The organism is Rhizobium sp. RHZ02 (assembly GCF_014851575.1).
Lineage (GTDB): Bacteria > Pseudomonadota > Alphaproteobacteria > Rhizobiales > Rhizobiaceae > Rhizobium > Rhizobium altiplani.
Window position 1 is genome coordinate 50478 of the sequence record NZ_JACUZX010000017.1, and the last position, 16617, is coordinate 67094.

Genomic DNA, 16617 nt, shown 5'->3' on the forward strand with positions numbered 1-16617 from the left:
CAATCTGAACGAAAAAGCTCAGGCCGCGAAATCGAAGTAGGCTACGACTGGCACGTGGTCTGACGGCTTCTCCCAGGCACGAACGTGCTTTTCGATCGCTGATGATGTCATGCGATCGGCAGCCTCGGGCGAAAGCAACAGGTGGTCGATGCGAATGCCGTTGTTCTTCTGCCAGGCACCCGCCTGATAATCCCAGAACGAGTAGAGTTGAACGGCATCGGTCGTCGCGCGCACGGCATCCGTCAGTCCAAGGCCTCCTAGTTTGCGGAATGCCTGGCGCGTCTGCGGCAGGAACAACGCGTCGTTCTCCCAGGCCTTCGGGTCGAAGCAGTCATGCGGCTCCGGGATGACGTTGTAGTCCCCTGCGAGGATCAGGATTTCCTCGTAGGCCAGACGGTCGGCCGCGAATGAGCGCAGCCGTTCCATCCAGGCGAGCTTGTAGCTGTATTTCTCGGTTTCAACAGGATTGCCGTTCGGCAGGTACAGGCAGCACACGCGGGCGACGCGGTTGCCCGGCAGCGAAAAGACGGCTTCCAGGAAGCGAGCCTGCTCATCGAGCGGATCGCCCGGCAGCCCGCGGCTCACTTCGTCAGGTTTGGTCTTGGAAAGGATCGCGACGCCATTGAAGCCCTTCTGGCCGTGTGTCTCGACATGATAGCCCATCGCTTCGATTTCGAGCCTCGGGAAGCCCTCGTCGATCGTCTTGATTTCCTGCAGGCAGACGATATCGGGATCGGAGTCCTTCAGCCATTGCGTGAGATTGTCGATGCGCGCCTTGACGCCATTGATGTTCCAGGTCGCGATCTTCATGGGGTGTCCTATTCCGCTTCGTCGGCTTCTTGTATCGCGCTCTTTCGATCGCGGACAAGACGATAAAACCGGCCGCAAGGGAATCTTTCGGCGGTTCGATGTGGATACCAGGGATAGGGATTAGATCGAGAAGCTTGTGCCGCAGCCGCAACTTGCAACTGCGTTCGGGTTCTTGATCTGGAAGGATTGGCCAAGGAGATTGTCGACGAAGTCAATCTCGGATCCGGCCATGTAGACCAACGAGAGGCTGTCGATCAGCACCTTGGCGTCGTTCTTTTCGACGATCGTGTCGTCGTCCTGCGGGTCATCTGCAAGGTCGAACTTGTAGGAAAAGCCTGAGCAGCCGCCGCCTTCTACGGAAACGCGCAGCGCGCTCTTCCCGGGTTCGGTGCCGACGATCGCTGCGATTCGTTTTGCCGCGGCATCGGAAAGGGTTACACTTGTGTCCGTCATGTTTGCTCCTGCCGGGGTCAAGATCCGGAGAGAATATCTGTTAGCCGCTCGTTTCAAGCGGCAGATTTCATAGCCACTTGCGCTCTATACCACGAAAGCGCCAGTTCGGGCAAAGTGACTGCTAAAGCATCACTTTGCCGTTTATGCTCTTATAGGTATGAAGAGTGCAGGGCGGCGTCAATGGGCGGGCTGCCGCATATAAGTAATGGTGACGAATGACGATCGACAGGCATGCTTTGGGTTATGGCGACAGCGAGAGGGCCGTCTATGCAGCGGACCCTTGGAAGACTCGCGGCAGGCTTTATCCCGAGGATTTCAGCCCGACACGGTCGGATTTTCAGCGTGACCGGGATCGTATTGTTCACACGACCGCATTTCGCCGGCTGAAGCACAAGACGCAGGTCTTCATCGCCCAGGATGGCGATCATTATCGCACCCGTTTGACGCACACGATCGAGGTCGCGCAAGTTGCCCGCGCGCTGGCCCGGGCATTGAAGCTGGACGAAGATCTCGCTGAGGGCGTGGCGCTCGTCCATGATTTCGGCCACACGCCCTTCGGTCACACCGGCGAGGATGCGCTGCACGAGGTTCTGCTGCCCTACGGCGGGTTCGATCACAACGCCCAATCGCTGCGCATCGTCACTAAGCTGGAGCGCCGCTATGCCGATTTCGATGGCATCAATCTGACATGGGAAAGCCTTGAAGGGCTGGTCAAGCACAACGGCCCGCTTCTGACGAAGGACGGTGCCGGCACACGCGGGCCAGTTCCACAGCCGATCCTGGATTATTGCGAGATCCACGACCTGGAACTGGATACCTATGCCAGCCTTGAGGCACAGGTGGCCGCCATCGCTGACGATATTGCCTACAACACGCATGACATCGACGACGGGCTTCGCTCCGGCTACCTGAGCTTTGAGATGCTGGAGGAGATCCCGTTTCTGGCCGGTCTGATGGCCGAGGTACGGGAACGCTATCCGAACCTTGAGCCCAGCCGCTTTACCCACGAGATCATGCGCCGCCAGATCACACGGATGGTCGAAGACGTCATTTCCGTTGCCCAACGGGGTCTTGCGGAGATCAAGCCGAAAAGCGCAACGGATGTTCGCCTGGCCAATCGGGTAATCGCGACATTCTCCGACGAGATGTCCGAGACTGACCGGCAGATCAAGGCGATGCTGTTCAAGCGCATCTACCGGCACCCCGAGATCATGCGTATTCGTGCCGGTGCTGGGCAGATTGTGACCGATCTCTTCGGGGCCTATATGGCCAATCCAAAGGAGATGCAGAGCCACTATTGGGTGGATCACATCGCAGGGCTTGCCGAACCGGCGAGGGCGCGCCATGTCGGCGACTATCTGGCGGGGATGACCGACACCTACGCGATCAGTGCCCACAGGCGATTGTTTGACCACACTCCAGATTTGCGATAGGCAGCGGTCGCCCGGCTACGACCGGACAAATGCCTTGTGGCAAAGCCTATGCATGGAAGAGTGCGATGAACCTTTTTACCGATTTCGACGCCCGGATTAAAACCGCCCTTGAACAGATCGATCTGGTCAAGGAGAAGCGATCCGAGGTGGATTTCGGCCGCATCGCGATCGAACCGCCACGCGACCCGAGCCACGGCGATGTTGCAACCAACGCCGCGATGGTGCTCGCAAAGCCGCTCGGCACCAATCCGCGCGCCTTGGCTGAGATCATCACGGAGAAGTTGAAGGAAGACGCCGACGTCGCTGACGTCTCGGTAGCTGGACCCGGCTTCATCAACATCAGGCTCTCCGTCGGTTACTGGCAGCGCCTGCTTGCCTCGATGATTGAGGCCGGTACAGACTACGGCCGCTCGACGATTGGCGCTGGCAAGCGTGTCAACGTCGAGTATGTGTCGGCAAACCCGACTGGTCCTATGCATGTCGGCCATTGCCGCGGCGCCGTTGTCGGCGACGCCCTAGCCAACCTGCTTTCTTTTGCCGGCTTTGATGTCGTCAAGGAGTACTACATCAACGATGCCGGCTCGCAGATCGACGTGCTGGCGCGCTCCGTGTTCCTGCGTTACCGCGAAGCGCTCGGAGAGAAGATCGGAGAGATTCCGCCCGGCCTTTATCCTGGCGACTATCTCATCCCGGTCGGTCAGTCGCTCGCGAATGATTACGGGGTCAAGCTGCACAACATGCCGGAAGAGCAGTGGATGCCACTCGTCAAGGATCGCACCATTGATGCGATGATGGCGATGATCCGCGATGATCTGGATGCTCTGAACGTGCATCACGACGTCTTCTTCTCGGAGCGCACGCTGCATGCCAATGGCGCCGCCGCGATCCGCACGGCGATCAACGACCTGACATTCAAGGGACACGTCTACAAGGGCACATTACCGCCGCCGAAGGGCCAGTTGCCCGAGGATTGGGAAGATCGCGAGCAGACGCTGTTTCGCTCGACGGAAGTCGGCGACGACATGGATCGCCCGCTGATCAAGTCGGACGGTTCCTACACCTATTTTGCTGCCGACGTTGCTTACTTCAAGAACAAATTCGACCGCGATTTCAACGAGATGATCTATGTTCTCGGTGCTGATCACGGCGGCTACGTCAAGCGCCTGGAAGCGGTCGCTCGCGGCGTTTCCGAAGGTAAGGCAAAGCTGACTGTCCTTCTTTGCCAGCTCGTGAAGCTGTTCCGGAATGGCGAGCCGGTCAAGATGTCGAAGCGCTCGGGCGAATTCGTCACGCTCCGCGACGTCGTCGAGGAGGTCGGTCGCGATTCGGTTCGTTTCATGATGCTCTACCGGAAGAGTTCGGAACCGCTGGACTTCGATTTCGCCAAAGTAACGGAGCAATCGAAGGATAATCCGGTGTTCTACGTGCAGTATGCACATGCGCGCTGCATGTCTGTTTTCCGGCAGGCGAAGGAGGTATTTCCTGACCTCGACGTGACCCCGGCCAACCTTGCTAATGCTGTTGCGGGCATCTCGGATCCCGCGGAATTGCAGCTGGTTGCGAAGGCCGCGGAGTTTCCACGCTTGGTCGAGTCTGCGGCGCAGTCACAGGAACCTCACCGCGTCGTATTTTACCTCTATGATCTGGCGAGTTCTTTCCATGCGCACTGGAATAAAGGTAAGGATCAAGTAGACTTACGATTTATTAACGATAAGAACCGAGAATCGAGTATAGCCAGATTAGGGCTGGTGTACGCCGTTGCGTCGGTTTTGAAGTCGGGACTTGCCATTGCGGGTACCGCTGCGCCGGATGAGATGCGGTAGCGTCACCATTTACCCACAATGCTCTGGCATAAACCTTAGCAGTTGCGAGTGGGATGAGTATGGCAGACAAACAGCGGGCGTATGACACGCGTAAGAATACGGACCTCTTTGCTGACGATGATCCTTTGGCGGAACTTGCCCGCATCGTCGGCTTCGAGCCGCGGGTAGCAGCAAATACCGTCGAAGATGCCCCCCGACAGGAGCCGGCCTTCAATCTCGAGGATGAATTGTTGCGCGAATTCGAGCGCTACGATGCGCCTCAGTCTGAGGCTTCCTTCGATCTGCCTGAACCCCCTTTCGAGCAACCGGCTGCCTTTGAGGCTCTTGTCGAAGCCGATCTTTCGCCGGTCAACCAGGCCGAGCCCGAATTTGCTGTCGAGCCTGAAGTCGCGAGCGAGCCGGTGGCCCATCGGTCTTTGGACGCGGCTTCCAACCTGACCCCTGCCGCTTGGGCGTCGAATGCCGTCCGTGAGGGCGAGCAGATTTCTGGTGGCGCACGGGATCTGATCGAAGAACTCGAGATGTCGATCGGCGCGTCGCCGGCCTCCGCTGCTCCGGTGGCCCCCGCCAAGGCGCCGCAGTGGTCTGCGGCCAGCATTCGGTTGCCGATCGCCAACTTCCATCCGGCACGTCGCGATGAGCCTTCACCCGCGCCGATTATTCCTGTTGTAGCGCCGGAGCCAGTCGCCGCTGCGTCGGAGAGCGCTGCTGTTTTCGAAGTGCCCGTTGCCGCAGGCTTTCCTGCTGAAATCGATCGGCACGAAGAAGCCGAGGCGGTTTACGATGCGCCTGAGGTGCCTCAAGGGGCGCCGTTCGATGAACCTGTCATCGATCACAGCGCCTTCGATCTGGCTGCTGCAGCGAAGGATGACGGTGCCCTTCAGGCCGATGCCGCGCTGACCGAAGCCGCGCCGACGGAGAGCGACGATATTGCCTTCGATATCGACGAACTCCTCGCCGACGTATCGCATTACCCTGTTCCTGAGCGTCAGAACACGCCTGCGGCCGATGTCGCAGAGATTCCGCACTCGCCGGAGCCCGCCCGCGTAGTGGCGCCGTTGCCGAAGCCGGTCGAGCCGCCTCTGGCCGCTCCCACGGCCAAGGCCGAACCGGAAGGTGACGATCCTTTCGCTGGGCATGACTTTGAACTCGATCTTGAAGGTATCGAGCTGGAGCTTGCCGACTTTGACTTTGCTGAGCCCGTGAAGGTGCAACCGCAAGCGGCCGAGCCGGCGCGAGTTCAGGCACAGCATGTCGAGGTGGTCAGACCTCAGCCGGTTGCCCCGGTGCCCGCTTTCCAGCCGGCGCCCGCTCCGGTCGTTGCTGCCGCCCCGATCCACCAGGCCCCGGCCGAGGCAGCGTTCGTCGCGAAGGCGCCTGTTACACCCGCATTCACGGCCGATGCCGGAGACGATCTCCCGTTCGATCCGTCGATGATCTCGGATGCGGAATATCATCCGGAAGCCGTCGAAGAGATGCACGTGCCCGTGCTGCCGCCTATTGAGCAGCCGGAGCCGGTCGTAGCGACCTCCGATTTCGATTTCGACGTCGACGCCGAGATCGCCAACCTTCTTGCACCCGCAAATCCGGTGGAAATGCCCGCGAAACCGGTCGTCGAGGAATGGCGGACCCGTGCGCCCGTCTCCGTCGCGCCGACTGCAACACCGGCAGCGTCCGTCGCCAAGCAGGCACCATTGCAGGGCTTGGACGAGTTCGAGCGCGCTTTGGAAGAAGACTTCCGCCGGAGCGTCAACGAGCCGGTACAGCGCCGCGAGAACGTTTCTCAGGTGCAGATCCAGTCGGCGAGTGAAGCCGAGGACATGAGCCGCGCACGCTCGATGAAGCGTATGCTGGCTGCCGCTGCGGCAATCGTCGTGTTCGGCGGTGTCGCCTATGCAGGTTACACGTTCCTGGCCCGCGATGGAGGCCTCGGCATCGCCTCCGGCGAGCCGCGCGTGATCACGGCGGACAACGAGCCGGTTAAGGTCGTACCGGAAAACCCCGGTGGCAAGACCGTGCCGAACCAGGACAAGGCTGTTTACGACAGCGTTGGTGGGGCCGCTGCTGAGGCGCCTAAGCAGAAGGCGCTTGTATCCAGTGACGAGCAGCCGGTGGACGTCGTGCAGCGCACGCTAACACCGGAAACGCTGCCTGAGGACAACGACAGCGATATCGCGACGCCGCCCATGGCGACACCTGTCGGAGACACCGAGGATCCGCGCCTGCTGCCGAGCGAGGATACGGCCGCTGCCGACGAGGCAGACAATGCCAATCAGGCTCCATCGGTTTCCGCCCGCAAGGTCCGCACCATGATCGTCCGCCCGGACGGCACTCTGGTTGCCCGCGACGAGCCGGCTCCTGAAGCGGCCCCGACGCTGCCGAAGGCAACGCCGGTTCAGACGCAGAAGATCACGGCTGGCTCAAAGCCGGCTGGCGGCACAGCTGCTAATTTCCCGGCGTCGGGACAGGTTGCTGCCGCTGACATCCGTTCGACTCCGGTTGAAGCAACCAAGCCGACGGCGGCTCAGGCTCCCTCTGAAAACGCGCTAGCCAAGGCGGCTGCCGCCACTCCGGCGAATGTCGATCCGCCGGTTCGCGCCGTGAAGAGCTCGACGGTGAGCGACACTGCACCGGCTCCCGCAGCGCGCCCCGTGATCGATGCGGCGAAGGCACCGGTTGAAGCGCCGGCAGCTCAGAAGCCGAAGGACGTTGCCGCTGTTTCGCCGGCTGCGACCCAGGCTCAGCCGACTGCATCGGCTAGCGGTTATGGCGTCCAGATCGCATCGCTTCCCTCCGAGGAAGAGGCGAAGAAGACCTTCGCTAGCCTTTCGAAGAAGTTCGCGAGCGTGCTTGCCGGTCGCAGCTACGAGATCCGCAAGGCGGATATTGCGGGCAAGGGCACGTTCTACCGCCTTCGTATCCCGGCAGGCTCCAAGGACGAAGCCGCGGCCATTTGCGAAAAGTACCGTGCTGCAGGCGGCAGCTGCCTTATCTCGAAGTAAGTTTCTGCAAACATTCAATGAAAGCGGCGGGCCTCTGGTCCGCCGCTTTTTTTGTGAATGCCGATTGACGCGGCTCGTAATTCCGCAAGGCACCTCTATGATTCGGGTATGACCGAATCAAAAGCAATGATCCTTGGCTGTAGCGGCCTATCCCTCACTCCCGATGAAAAGGCGTTTTTCAACACCGAGCGCCCCTGGGGCTTCATTCTGTTCGGGCGCAATATTTCCGAGCCGCAACAGATCAGTGACCTCGTCGCGGAAATGCGAGACGCTGTCGGTTGGCACGCGCCGGTCCTGATCGACCAGGAGGGTGGACGCGTCCAGCGTATCCGGCCGCCAATCTTCCAGCATTATCCGTCGGGGCAACAGCTTGGTGATATCTATCGGCAGGACAGAGAAAAGGGCCTGCGAGCCGCATGGCTGATGTCGCGGCTGCACGCCTTCGATCTTTCGGGCCTCGGGATCAACGTTGATTGCCTGCCGGTTCTGGACGTGCCGGTGGAAGGCAGCAGCAACGTGATCGGCAATCGCGCCTATGGCGGTGATCCAGCAACTGTGACGGCCATGGGGCGTGCCGCTGCCGACGGTTTGAAGGCGGGTGGCCTTCTACCTGTGATGAAGCACATGCCTGGCCACGGGCGCGGCTTTGCGGATTCACATCACGAACTGCCGGTTGTCACCGTCTCGCGCACGGAACTCGAGGCGCACGATTTCCCGCCGTTCATTGCCATGAAGAACGAATTGATGGCGATGACGTGTCATGTTGTCTTTGCGGCCATCGACTCGGAGCGTCCGGCAACGACCTCACGCAAGGTCATTGACGGCGTCATCCGCGACCATATCGGCTTCAAAGGACTGTTGCTTTCCGATGATACGTCGATGAACGCGCTTGCTGGTACGATCGGTGAGCGCGCCGCCAACATCATCGGCGGTGGATGTGATATCGTGCTGCATTGCAATGGCCACATGGACGAAATGCAGCAGGTGGTCGCAAACGTACCGGTCTTGCAAGGCCAGTCGCATTTGCGGGCAGAAGCGGTGCTGAATGGCTTCCCGACAGCTGACAAGGCCGACGAGGCCTCGCTTCGGGCCGAATTCGATGCGATGTTTGCAACGGTCTGATTGCGAAAGGAACAGGGCAGGGTGACGACGGCCAAGGACACGGAACGGCCACAGACGGCGGCTACGCCGATGGACAAGCTGTGGCAGGAGAGCGGTGCTGAGCGCGCGACCTCCGATCCGGCCCTGCTGATCGACGTTGCCGGCTTCGAAGGTCCCCTCGACCTCTTGCTCTATCTCGCCCGCAATCAGAAGGTCGATCTGTCCCGCATCTCTGTTCTTGCGCTGGCGGAGCAATATTTGCAGTTCATCGAAAGCGCGCGGCGGATACGGATAGAGCTTGCTGCCGACTATCTCGTGATGGCCGCTTGGCTTGCCTACCTGAAATCGCGTCTGCTGATCCCGCAGCAGGCCAAGGACGACGGGCCCTCCGGCGAGGAGATGGCGGCGACGCTCGCCTTCCGCCTGAAACGCCTCGAAGCTATGCGCGAGGCCGCGAGCGGTCTTGTCAATCGCAACCGCCTCGGACGGGATATCTTCGCTCGCGGCGTCCCAGAGCACATCCCGGACAGGCATCAGTCCGCATATGATGCAAGCCTCTATGATCTGCTGACGGCCTACGCGTCGCTCAGGCAGCGTCAGGCCGTGACGCAGGTCACCATCGCGCGCCGCAACGTCTGGTCGCTGACGGACGCCCGCGAGCTTCTGACCCGCATTATCGGCGAGGTCAGCGAGTGGACTGCACTCGAATCCTATCTGTTGCGTTACATGTCGTCTCCGGAAGACAGGGTCACGGCGATTGCCAGTGCGTTTGCGGCTTCGCTGGAGCTGGTCCGCGAAGGCAAACTCGAAATCCGGCAGGATGGAGCCTTCCAGCCCCTCTACATGCGGCGAGGCCCCAAGCATGCGACGCTGCAGGTCGTCGAACAGGAGCGACCGGCGTGACCGATCTGGAAGAAGAACACATCGATAGCGTAATGGTGGAAAATTCAGACGACGAGGTTCGTGCGGAGACCGAGGCAGAGCGCATCGCCGAGGCACTGGTCTTTGCGTCCGCCCAGCCCGTTTCCGAAAGCTTCATCGCAGACCGCTTGCCTCGCACGTTCAACGTCCGCGCCATCATGTTGCGCCTGAAGGAGCAATATGCCCATCGCGGCGTCAACCTCGTCCAGGTAGACGATGCGTGGGCGTTTCGAACGGCCGCTGATCTCTCTTTCGTCATCCGGCGCGACGAGAACGAAACGAAGAAGCTCTCGCGCGCGGCCCTGGAAGTATTGGCGATCATTGCCTATCATCAGCCGGTGACACGCGCCGAAATCGAGGACATCAGGGGCGTGCAGACCTCTCGCGGCACGATCGACGTGCTGATGGAGGCGGGTTGGGTTCGGTTTCGCGGCCGCAGGCGCACGCCGGGCCGGCCTGTCACGCTCGGCACCACCCGCGATTTCCTCGATCACTTCGGCCTGGAAGAACTCCGCGACCTGCCGGGGCTTGAAGAGTTGAAGGGGGCAGGGCTGCTCTCCGGTCGCATACCGGCCAATTTCAATGTACCATCGCCTATGATGAGCGACGAGTTGACCGAGGACGAAGATCCAATAACGCAACTCGATCTTGAGGAACTCGGCCTGCTTGCACCGGGCGGCGGGTCCGAAGACTAATCGGATTTGTCTTGGTTCCGCCACGCATCGCGAAAACAATGCCGATCATAGTTTTTCGGATGTGTATTCTCTTGTCACAGAGGGCGATCCCGTGACATTAAGCGACAATCCAAGGGGAACTTTGATGTTGGAATTGGTGTAGGAAGCTCTTACATCTGGAAACATCGCAACAGGGAGTTAGCGTAATGGGTTCTTTTAGCATGTGGCACTGGCTGATCGTTCTGGTCATCGTGCTTTTGTTGTTCGGTCGCGGCAAGATTCCGGAGCTGATGGGTGATGTCGCCAAGGGTATCAAGAGCTTCAAGAAGGGCATGAACGACGAAGACGCGCCTGAGTCCACGACTGCCAAGACCGTCGATCACAAGGCCGACGAAACGAAGTAATCCACTTCCGGGCAACGTAGCCCCCACGTTTCCCGTTCAGGAGCCTTGAATGTTCGATATTGGCTGGACCGAGCTGCTTGTCATCGCGGTCGTATTGATCGTGGTGGTTGGTCCTAAGGACTTGCCGCCGATGCTTCGTGCGTTCGGCAAGATGACGCAGCGCGCTCGTAAGGTCGCCGGTGAGTTTCGTGCCCAGTTCGACGAGGCCCTGCGTGAAGCGGATCTGGACGAAGTTCGCCAGACGCTGACCGATGCGCAGAAGCTGAACCCCGTCAACACCTTGCGCGAAGCAATGAACCCGCTTCGCCAGATGGGCAACGAAATCAAGGCTGACCTGCAGAAGGCGACGACGGTCGATAACAAGACCGAAGTTCCGCCAGCTGCCGTATCGGTTCCTGAGCCGTCGATGAGCCTGCCAGAGACGCCGCCGGTCGTAGCACCGGCGCCTGTTGCAGCAGGCGTTGAAAATGCGGCAGCCCAGGAAAAGCCGAAGGCGGCCCGTAAACCGCGCGCCAAGGCGGAGCCTGCGCCTGCCGCAGTTGCTGCTCCGGTCGGAAAGCCCAAGCGGACTTCGACGAAGACAGCGGCCGCCAAGAAGCCTGCGGCAGTTGCCGCCACAGCCGCTCCGAAGAAGACGGCAGCAAAGAAGAAGAAGGACGACGCATGAGCGGTGAAATCGAAGACAAGCCGCAGCCGCTGATCGAACACCTGATGGAGTTGCGTACGCGGCTGATCTGGTCGATCGGTGCGTTTTTCGTCGCGTTCATCGCCTGCTTCATATTCGCCAAGCATCTCTTCAATGTGCTCGTCTATCCATACAAGTGGGCGGTGACCTGGGCGCATCTAGACGTGTCCAAGGCGCAGCTCATATACACCGCGCCGCAGGAGTTCTTCTTCACGCAGGTAAAGGTCGCCATGTTCGGCGGCCTGGTCATCGCCTTTCCGATTATCGCCGCGCAGATCTACAAGTTCGTCGCCCCTGGCCTCTACAAGAACGAGCGAGCGGCCTTCCTGCCGTTTCTGATTGCGTCGCCGGTCCTGTTTCTGATGGGTGCTTCGCTCGTCTATTTCTTCTTCACGCCGATGGTCATGTGGTTCTTCCTGACCATGCAGCAGGCGCCGGGTGAGGGCGATGTCGCGATCTCGCTGCTTCCGAAGGTCTCTGAGTACCTCAGCCTGATCATGACGCTGGTGTTTTCGTTCGGCCTGGTCTTCCAGCTTCCTGTCATCACCACGCTGCTCGCCCGAGTTGGGCTGCTGACTTCCGATTGGCTGGCCGAGAAGCGCAAGTTCGCGATCGTGCTCGCTTTTATCGTGGCAGCGGTGCTGACGCCGCCCGATCCGATGTCCCAGATCGGCCTTGCACTGCCGACCATCCTTCTCTACGAGATTTCCATCTACGCGGCGCGACTCGTGGAGCGCCAGCGTGCCCGCGAGGCGGTCGAAGAGGCTGAAGGAAACACGGACGTTGCCAAGACGGACAACGTCTGACGATCTCCCTCAATGAGCGCTTCCAAGCATCCGGTCGAGGCCTAGCCGGGCTTTGGCCGGGTTATCTTTTTTACAACGACCTGGAACGACGATGCTCGATATAAAATGGATCCGTGAGAATCCCGAAGCCCTCGATGCGGCACTTGCCAAGCGTGGTGCCGAGCCTTTGTCCGAAAACCTGATCGCGATCGACGAAAAGCGCCGTTCGGCCATCCAGAGCGTCCAGGACATGCTGTCCCGCCGCAATGCCGCCTCCAAGGAGATCGGCGCTGCGATGGCCCAGAAAAACAATGGGCTTGCTGAAAAGCTGAAGGCCGAAGTAGCCGACTTGAAGTCGCTGCTTCCGGCCGCGGAAGAGGGCGAGCGGCAGGCGACGGACGAACTGAACGATGCGCTGTCGCGCATTCCGAACATCCCGCACGATGACGTGCCGGTTGGCAAGGACGAGCACGACAATTCCGTTGCCCGAGTCGTCGGCGAAAAGCCCCGCTGGAATCATACGCCGAAGGAACACTTCGAAATCGGCGAAGCGCTCGGCTACATGGACTTCGAACGGGCTGCGAAGCTCTCGGGATCGCGCTTTACCGTGCTGACCGGCCCGCTGGCGCGGCTGGAGCGTGCGCTCGGTCAGTTCATGATCGACCTGCATACGCGCGAGCACGGCTACACCGAAGTCAGCTCGCCGCTGATGGTTCGTGACGATGCCATGTTCGGCACCGGCCAGCTGCCAAAGTTTGCGGAGGACCTGTTCAAGACCACGGATGGCCGCTGGTTGATCCCAACCGCCGAGGTGACGCTCACCAATCTCGTCTCGGGCGAAATCCTCGACCAGGAGAAACTGCCGCTTCGCTTCACCGCGCTGACCCCGTCCTTCCGATCGGAGGCAGGCTCTGCCGGACGCGACACGCGTGGTATGCTGCGCCAGCATCAGTTCTGGAAGTGCGAGCTCGTCTCGATCACCGATGCCGAGAGTTCGCTTGCCGAGCACGAGCGTATGACGGCTTGCGCCGAAGAGGTGCTGAAGCGCCTCGGCTTGCATTTCCGCACGATGACGCTCTGCACCGGCGACATGGGCTTCGGTTCGCGCAAGACCTACGACCTCGAGGTTTGGCTGCCCGGCCAGAACACCTATCGTGAAATCTCGTCCTGCTCGGTCTGCGGCGATTTCCAGGCGCGTCGCATGAATGCGCGCTATCGCAGCAAGGAAGACAAGGCGACGAAGTTCGTTCACACGCTGAACGGTTCCGGCACGGCGGTCGGCCGCTGCCTGATTGCGGTTCTGGAGAACTACCTGAACGAGGATGGTTCCGTGACCGTTCCCGATGCTCTGCTGCCATACATGGGCGGTTTGACGAAGATCGAACGGGCGGCCTGAGCCGATGCGCATTCTGCTCACCAACGACGACGGCATTCACGCGGAAGGCCTCGCGGCGCTGGAGCGGATTGCGCGGACGCTGTCCGATGATGTCTGGATTGTCGCGCCGGAGACGGACCAGAGCGGCCTTGCGCATTCGCTGAGTCTTTCCGAGCCGTTGCGGCTTCGGAAGATTTCCGACAAGCATTTCGCGCTGCGCGGAACTCCGACCGATTGCGTCATCATGGGCGTCAAGCAGGTTATGGACGTCAAGCCCGACCTGGTGCTGTCGGGCGTCAATTCAGGCTCTAACGTCGCCGATGATGTGACCTATTCGGGCACCGTCGCCGGGGCGATCGAGGGCACGCTGCAGGGTGTCCGCTCCTTTGCGTTGAGCCAAGCCTATCTGCACCAAGACGGGGCAAGGGTGGTCCCCTGGGAGGTCTGCGAGGCGCATGCGCCGGCACTTCTCGACAAGCTCATATCGCTCGACCTGCCTGACGGCACCTTCCTGAACCTGAACTTTCCGAATTGCCGGCCGGAAGAGGTCGAGGGCGTGGAAGTGACGGCGCAAGGGCGGCTTGCCTTCAACCTGCAGGTCGATGCCCGTTCCGACGGGCGCGGCCTGCCCTATTACTGGCTCCGGTTTGGAGAACGCGCCGGCGCCTTCGTCGCAGGCACGGATATTCACGCCCTGAGAAGCCGCAAGATTTCGGTAACGCCTTTGAAACTGGATCTGACTGATTATTCCGTACAGGACCGAGTCGCGCGGGCGCTTTCGGGTACGGAGTAGACTATTTTGACGGCACGGCTGGTGGAGAAGGAAGGTTTTGCGGCGCTCGTCTTGAGGCTGCGAGCCGAAGGCGTGTCCGATCTGGACCTGCTGACTGCAGTCGAGCAGACGCCGCGGTCGCTGTTCGTGCCGGCACAATTTGCCGAGCAGGCCTATTCGAGCCGCACGATCCCGATCGAATGCGGCTCCTTCATCGAAGGCGTCGATCTCGCGGTCAGGATCCTTCATCACCTGAAAATCAAACCCGGGCAACGCGTGCTCGAGGTCGGCACCGGCAGCGGCTTCATGACCGCCGTCATGGCTCGCATGGCCGAGCGCGTGCTGACGATCGACCGCTACAAGACACTGACGACGAATGCGCAGCGCCGTATAGACTCGCTCGGACTGCGAAACGTCATCATCCGCCAGGCTGACGGCAGCGCCGGTCTGCAGGGAGAGGGGACCTTCGACCGTATCGTCGTAACCGCTGCGTTCAATTCGATGCCACGGTTCTACACCGACCAACTCGTTTCCGGCGGTTCGATGATCGCTCCATTGATGATTTCCGACAAGGAGTGTCGCCTCGTGCGGCTCACGAAAACGGGCAGCCGCTTCGAGCGCGAGGAGCTGTTCGACACACCCTATCTTCCGATCGTCCCTCGTCTCGCATCTCAACTCTAGGGCGATCGGCTCGCAAGCGTTGCTATGGTTAGCAATCCCTCAAAAAAATCTCGCGGATTCCGGCACCTTAACCGCGTGGTAATACTAACGCGCTTTAATAAACCCACAAATGGTTGCGTTAATCAGTGGGTCGAGTCATGCGTTTCAGTCTTTCGCCAAGAGTGGGCAAGTCTGCCGGTAATGTCCTGATAGCGGCTTTGCTGGCGAGTGCGGCAACGGGTTGCAGTTCCGATGTGACACGTTTCGGTGGTCTCTTCTCGTCATCCGGTCAGGATCAGATGACGACCAACTCAATCCCTCGCAGAGGTATGCAGGCCGATCCGGTGCCGCAGGCGGATTTGGCACAGGGCGGCTACGCGCCAAGTAGCCAGGCAATGAGCCAGCCTTATTCCGCGCAGCCCGCTTATGGCGCCTCCAGCGCCCGCATGGCCTCGGCACCTGTTTCCGTCCAGCGCTCCGAACTTGCGGCTCCCTCCGCCGTTGCACCGGCAGCGCCATCCCGTGAAAGGCAAGTCGCACTCGCCCAGCCATTCCCTGCCGCCACTGCTCCGAAGAAGTCGGCGCCCATTCTCGTTCCACCGAAGACAGACTCGATCGTCACCGGCACGAACCCCAAGGTTTCCGGCTGGTCGGCAACCAATGCGCCGTCCGTCACACTTCGCCCGGGTGAAAGCATCGCGACACTCGCCAACCGCTACGGTGTGCCGGAGAAGGAGATCCTTCGGGTCAACGGCTTCAAGACTGCCGCTGCCGCCAAGCCGGGCCAGATCATCCTGATCCCGACCTTCAACGGAGGCAATGCAGCAAAGGCAGCCGCCCAAAGCGCCGACCTCTCCAAGGGTGGGCATCTGCCGCAACCGAACAAGCAGCAGGAACAGAACGTTGCGGTCGTTCCGGGTGCGAACTCCGCCCGTGACAAGTCAGTCGCAAATGCCGATCCGTCCAACAAACTTGCGGCCGGTGCAGGCAAGGGGCCAAAGGGCGCCGGCGGCACCTACGTCGTCAAGCCGGGTGACTCGCTCGCCAAGATCGCCAAGGCGACGGGCACCAGCATAGACGATCTGAAGGCCGCCAATAACCTGTCGGCCGGTTCTATCCGCATCGGTCAGGAGCTTAATCTTCCGGGTGGTTCTCAGGATGGCATGAAGACGGCTTCCATTCCGGCAAAGGCAGAGCCGAAGCCAGTCGCCGAGCCCGCCTCCGCAACGTCGACTGCTGCCGCGCAGCCGGCAACCTACAAGGCTCCTGTCGCCACCGAGACGGTGGATGAGGCTGCCAAGAAGGAAGTGGCGTCCGCCGCACCCGAGGCTACCGGCATCGGCAAGTATCGCTGGCCGGTTCGTGGAGCTGTCATTGCCGCCTACGGCGCCAACGTCAACGGCAGCCGCAACGACGGCATCGACATTTCCGTGCCCCAAGGTACGCCGATCAAGGCGGCCGAAAACGGCGTGGTCATCTATGCTGGCAACGGCCTGAAGGAGCTCGGCAATACGGTCCTCGTCCGCCACGACGATGGTACGGTCACCGTCTACGGCAACGCCGATATCTTGAGTGTTGCCCGCGGCCAGAAGATCCAGCGCGGCCAGACGGTCGCCGTCTCCGGCATGAGCGGCAACGTCAAGCAGCCGCAGGTCCATTTCGAAGTTCGGAAGGACGCGACGCCGGTCAACCCGATTACCTTCCTCGAATAGGTATTGC

At 60.6% G+C, this 16617-nt stretch carries 15 protein-coding genes; 13 read left to right on the forward strand and 2 right to left on the reverse strand.

All coding sequences use genetic code 11. From position 1 onward, the window contains the following. Positions 1–18: 18 nt before the first annotated feature. Together xth and erpA are read right to left on the reverse strand one after the other, a co-directional pair. Positions 19–810, reverse strand: a complete 792-nt coding sequence (gene xth / locus IB244_RS21380) for an exodeoxyribonuclease III (protein ID WP_112641435.1) — start codon at positions 808–810, stop codon at positions 19–21. Between the two features lie 120 nt (positions 811–930). Continuing rightward, positions 931–1263 (reverse strand): iron-sulfur cluster insertion protein ErpA, encoded by a 333-nt coding sequence (gene erpA, locus IB244_RS21385; RefSeq protein ID WP_018859392.1) that lies wholly within the window; start codon positions 1261–1263, stop codon positions 931–933. A gap of 215 nt (positions 1264–1478) precedes the next feature. Between erpA and IB244_RS21390 the strand changes: the two genes are divergently transcribed. The 13 genes from IB244_RS21390 to IB244_RS21450 all read left to right on the forward strand — a co-directional run bounded on the left by IB244_RS21390 (position 1479) and on the right by IB244_RS21450 (position 16610). Next, positions 1479–2696, forward strand: coding sequence for a deoxyguanosinetriphosphate triphosphohydrolase (locus tag IB244_RS21390; protein WP_018859391.1), 1218 nt, complete (start codon positions 1479–1481; stop codon positions 2694–2696). A gap of 65 nt (positions 2697–2761) precedes the next feature. Then, positions 2762–4519, forward strand: a complete 1758-nt coding sequence (gene argS / locus IB244_RS21395; RefSeq protein WP_113470171.1) for an arginine--tRNA ligase — start codon at positions 2762–2764, stop codon at positions 4517–4519. A gap of 59 nt (positions 4520–4578) precedes the next feature. After that, positions 4579–7521: an SPOR domain-containing protein gene (locus IB244_RS21400; RefSeq protein WP_192305504.1), complete on the forward strand. Its 2943-nt coding sequence runs from the start codon at positions 4579–4581 to the stop codon at positions 7519–7521. A gap of 108 nt (positions 7522–7629) precedes the next feature. After that, positions 7630–8643, forward strand: a complete 1014-nt coding sequence (gene nagZ, locus IB244_RS21405; RefSeq protein WP_192305506.1) for a beta-N-acetylhexosaminidase — start codon at positions 7630–7632, stop codon at positions 8641–8643. 21 nt (positions 8644–8664) lie between these two features. Continuing rightward, positions 8665–9525 carry a segregation and condensation protein A gene (locus tag IB244_RS21410; RefSeq protein ID WP_018859387.1) on the forward strand — a complete coding sequence of 287 codons (861 nt, stop codon included), beginning with the start codon at positions 8665–8667 and terminating at the stop codon, positions 9523–9525. Between the two features lie 32 nt (positions 9526–9557). After that, complete coding sequence (scpB, locus tag IB244_RS21415) at positions 9558–10238, forward strand: SMC-Scp complex subunit ScpB (protein ID WP_051085621.1); 681 nt, start codon at positions 9558–9560, stop codon at positions 10236–10238. A 185-nt stretch (positions 10239–10423) separates the two neighbouring features. Continuing rightward, complete coding sequence (locus IB244_RS21420; protein WP_007532194.1) at positions 10424–10621, forward strand: twin-arginine translocase TatA/TatE family subunit; 198 nt, start codon at positions 10424–10426, stop codon at positions 10619–10621. Between the two features lie 49 nt (positions 10622–10670). After that, complete coding sequence (gene tatB / locus IB244_RS21425; protein WP_018859385.1) at positions 10671–11288, forward strand: Sec-independent protein translocase protein TatB; 618 nt, start codon at positions 10671–10673, stop codon at positions 11286–11288. Beyond that, entirely contained in the window at positions 11285–12112 is an 828-nt protein-coding gene (gene tatC, locus IB244_RS21430; RefSeq protein WP_018859384.1) for a twin-arginine translocase subunit TatC, read from the forward strand. Before tatB ends, tatC begins: the two co-directional genes overlap by 4 nt. A gap of 91 nt (positions 12113–12203) precedes the next feature. After that, positions 12204–13487 carry a serine--tRNA ligase gene (gene serS, locus IB244_RS21435; RefSeq protein ID WP_192305508.1) on the forward strand — a complete coding sequence of 428 codons (1284 nt, stop codon included), beginning with the start codon at positions 12204–12206 and terminating at the stop codon, positions 13485–13487. A gap of 4 nt (positions 13488–13491) precedes the next feature. Next, a complete protein-coding gene (surE, locus tag IB244_RS21440) occupies positions 13492–14259 on the forward strand; it encodes a 5'/3'-nucleotidase SurE (protein WP_018859382.1) in 768 nt (255 codons plus the stop codon). A gap of 6 nt (positions 14260–14265) precedes the next feature. Continuing rightward, positions 14266–14919 (forward strand): protein-L-isoaspartate(D-aspartate) O-methyltransferase, encoded by a 654-nt coding sequence (locus tag IB244_RS21445; protein ID WP_018859381.1) that lies wholly within the window; start codon positions 14266–14268, stop codon positions 14917–14919. 137 nt (positions 14920–15056) lie between these two features. Next, positions 15057–16610 (forward strand): peptidoglycan DD-metalloendopeptidase family protein, encoded by a 1554-nt coding sequence (locus IB244_RS21450; RefSeq protein WP_192305510.1) that lies wholly within the window; start codon positions 15057–15059, stop codon positions 16608–16610. The last annotated feature ends 7 nt before the right edge of the window (positions 16611–16617 follow it).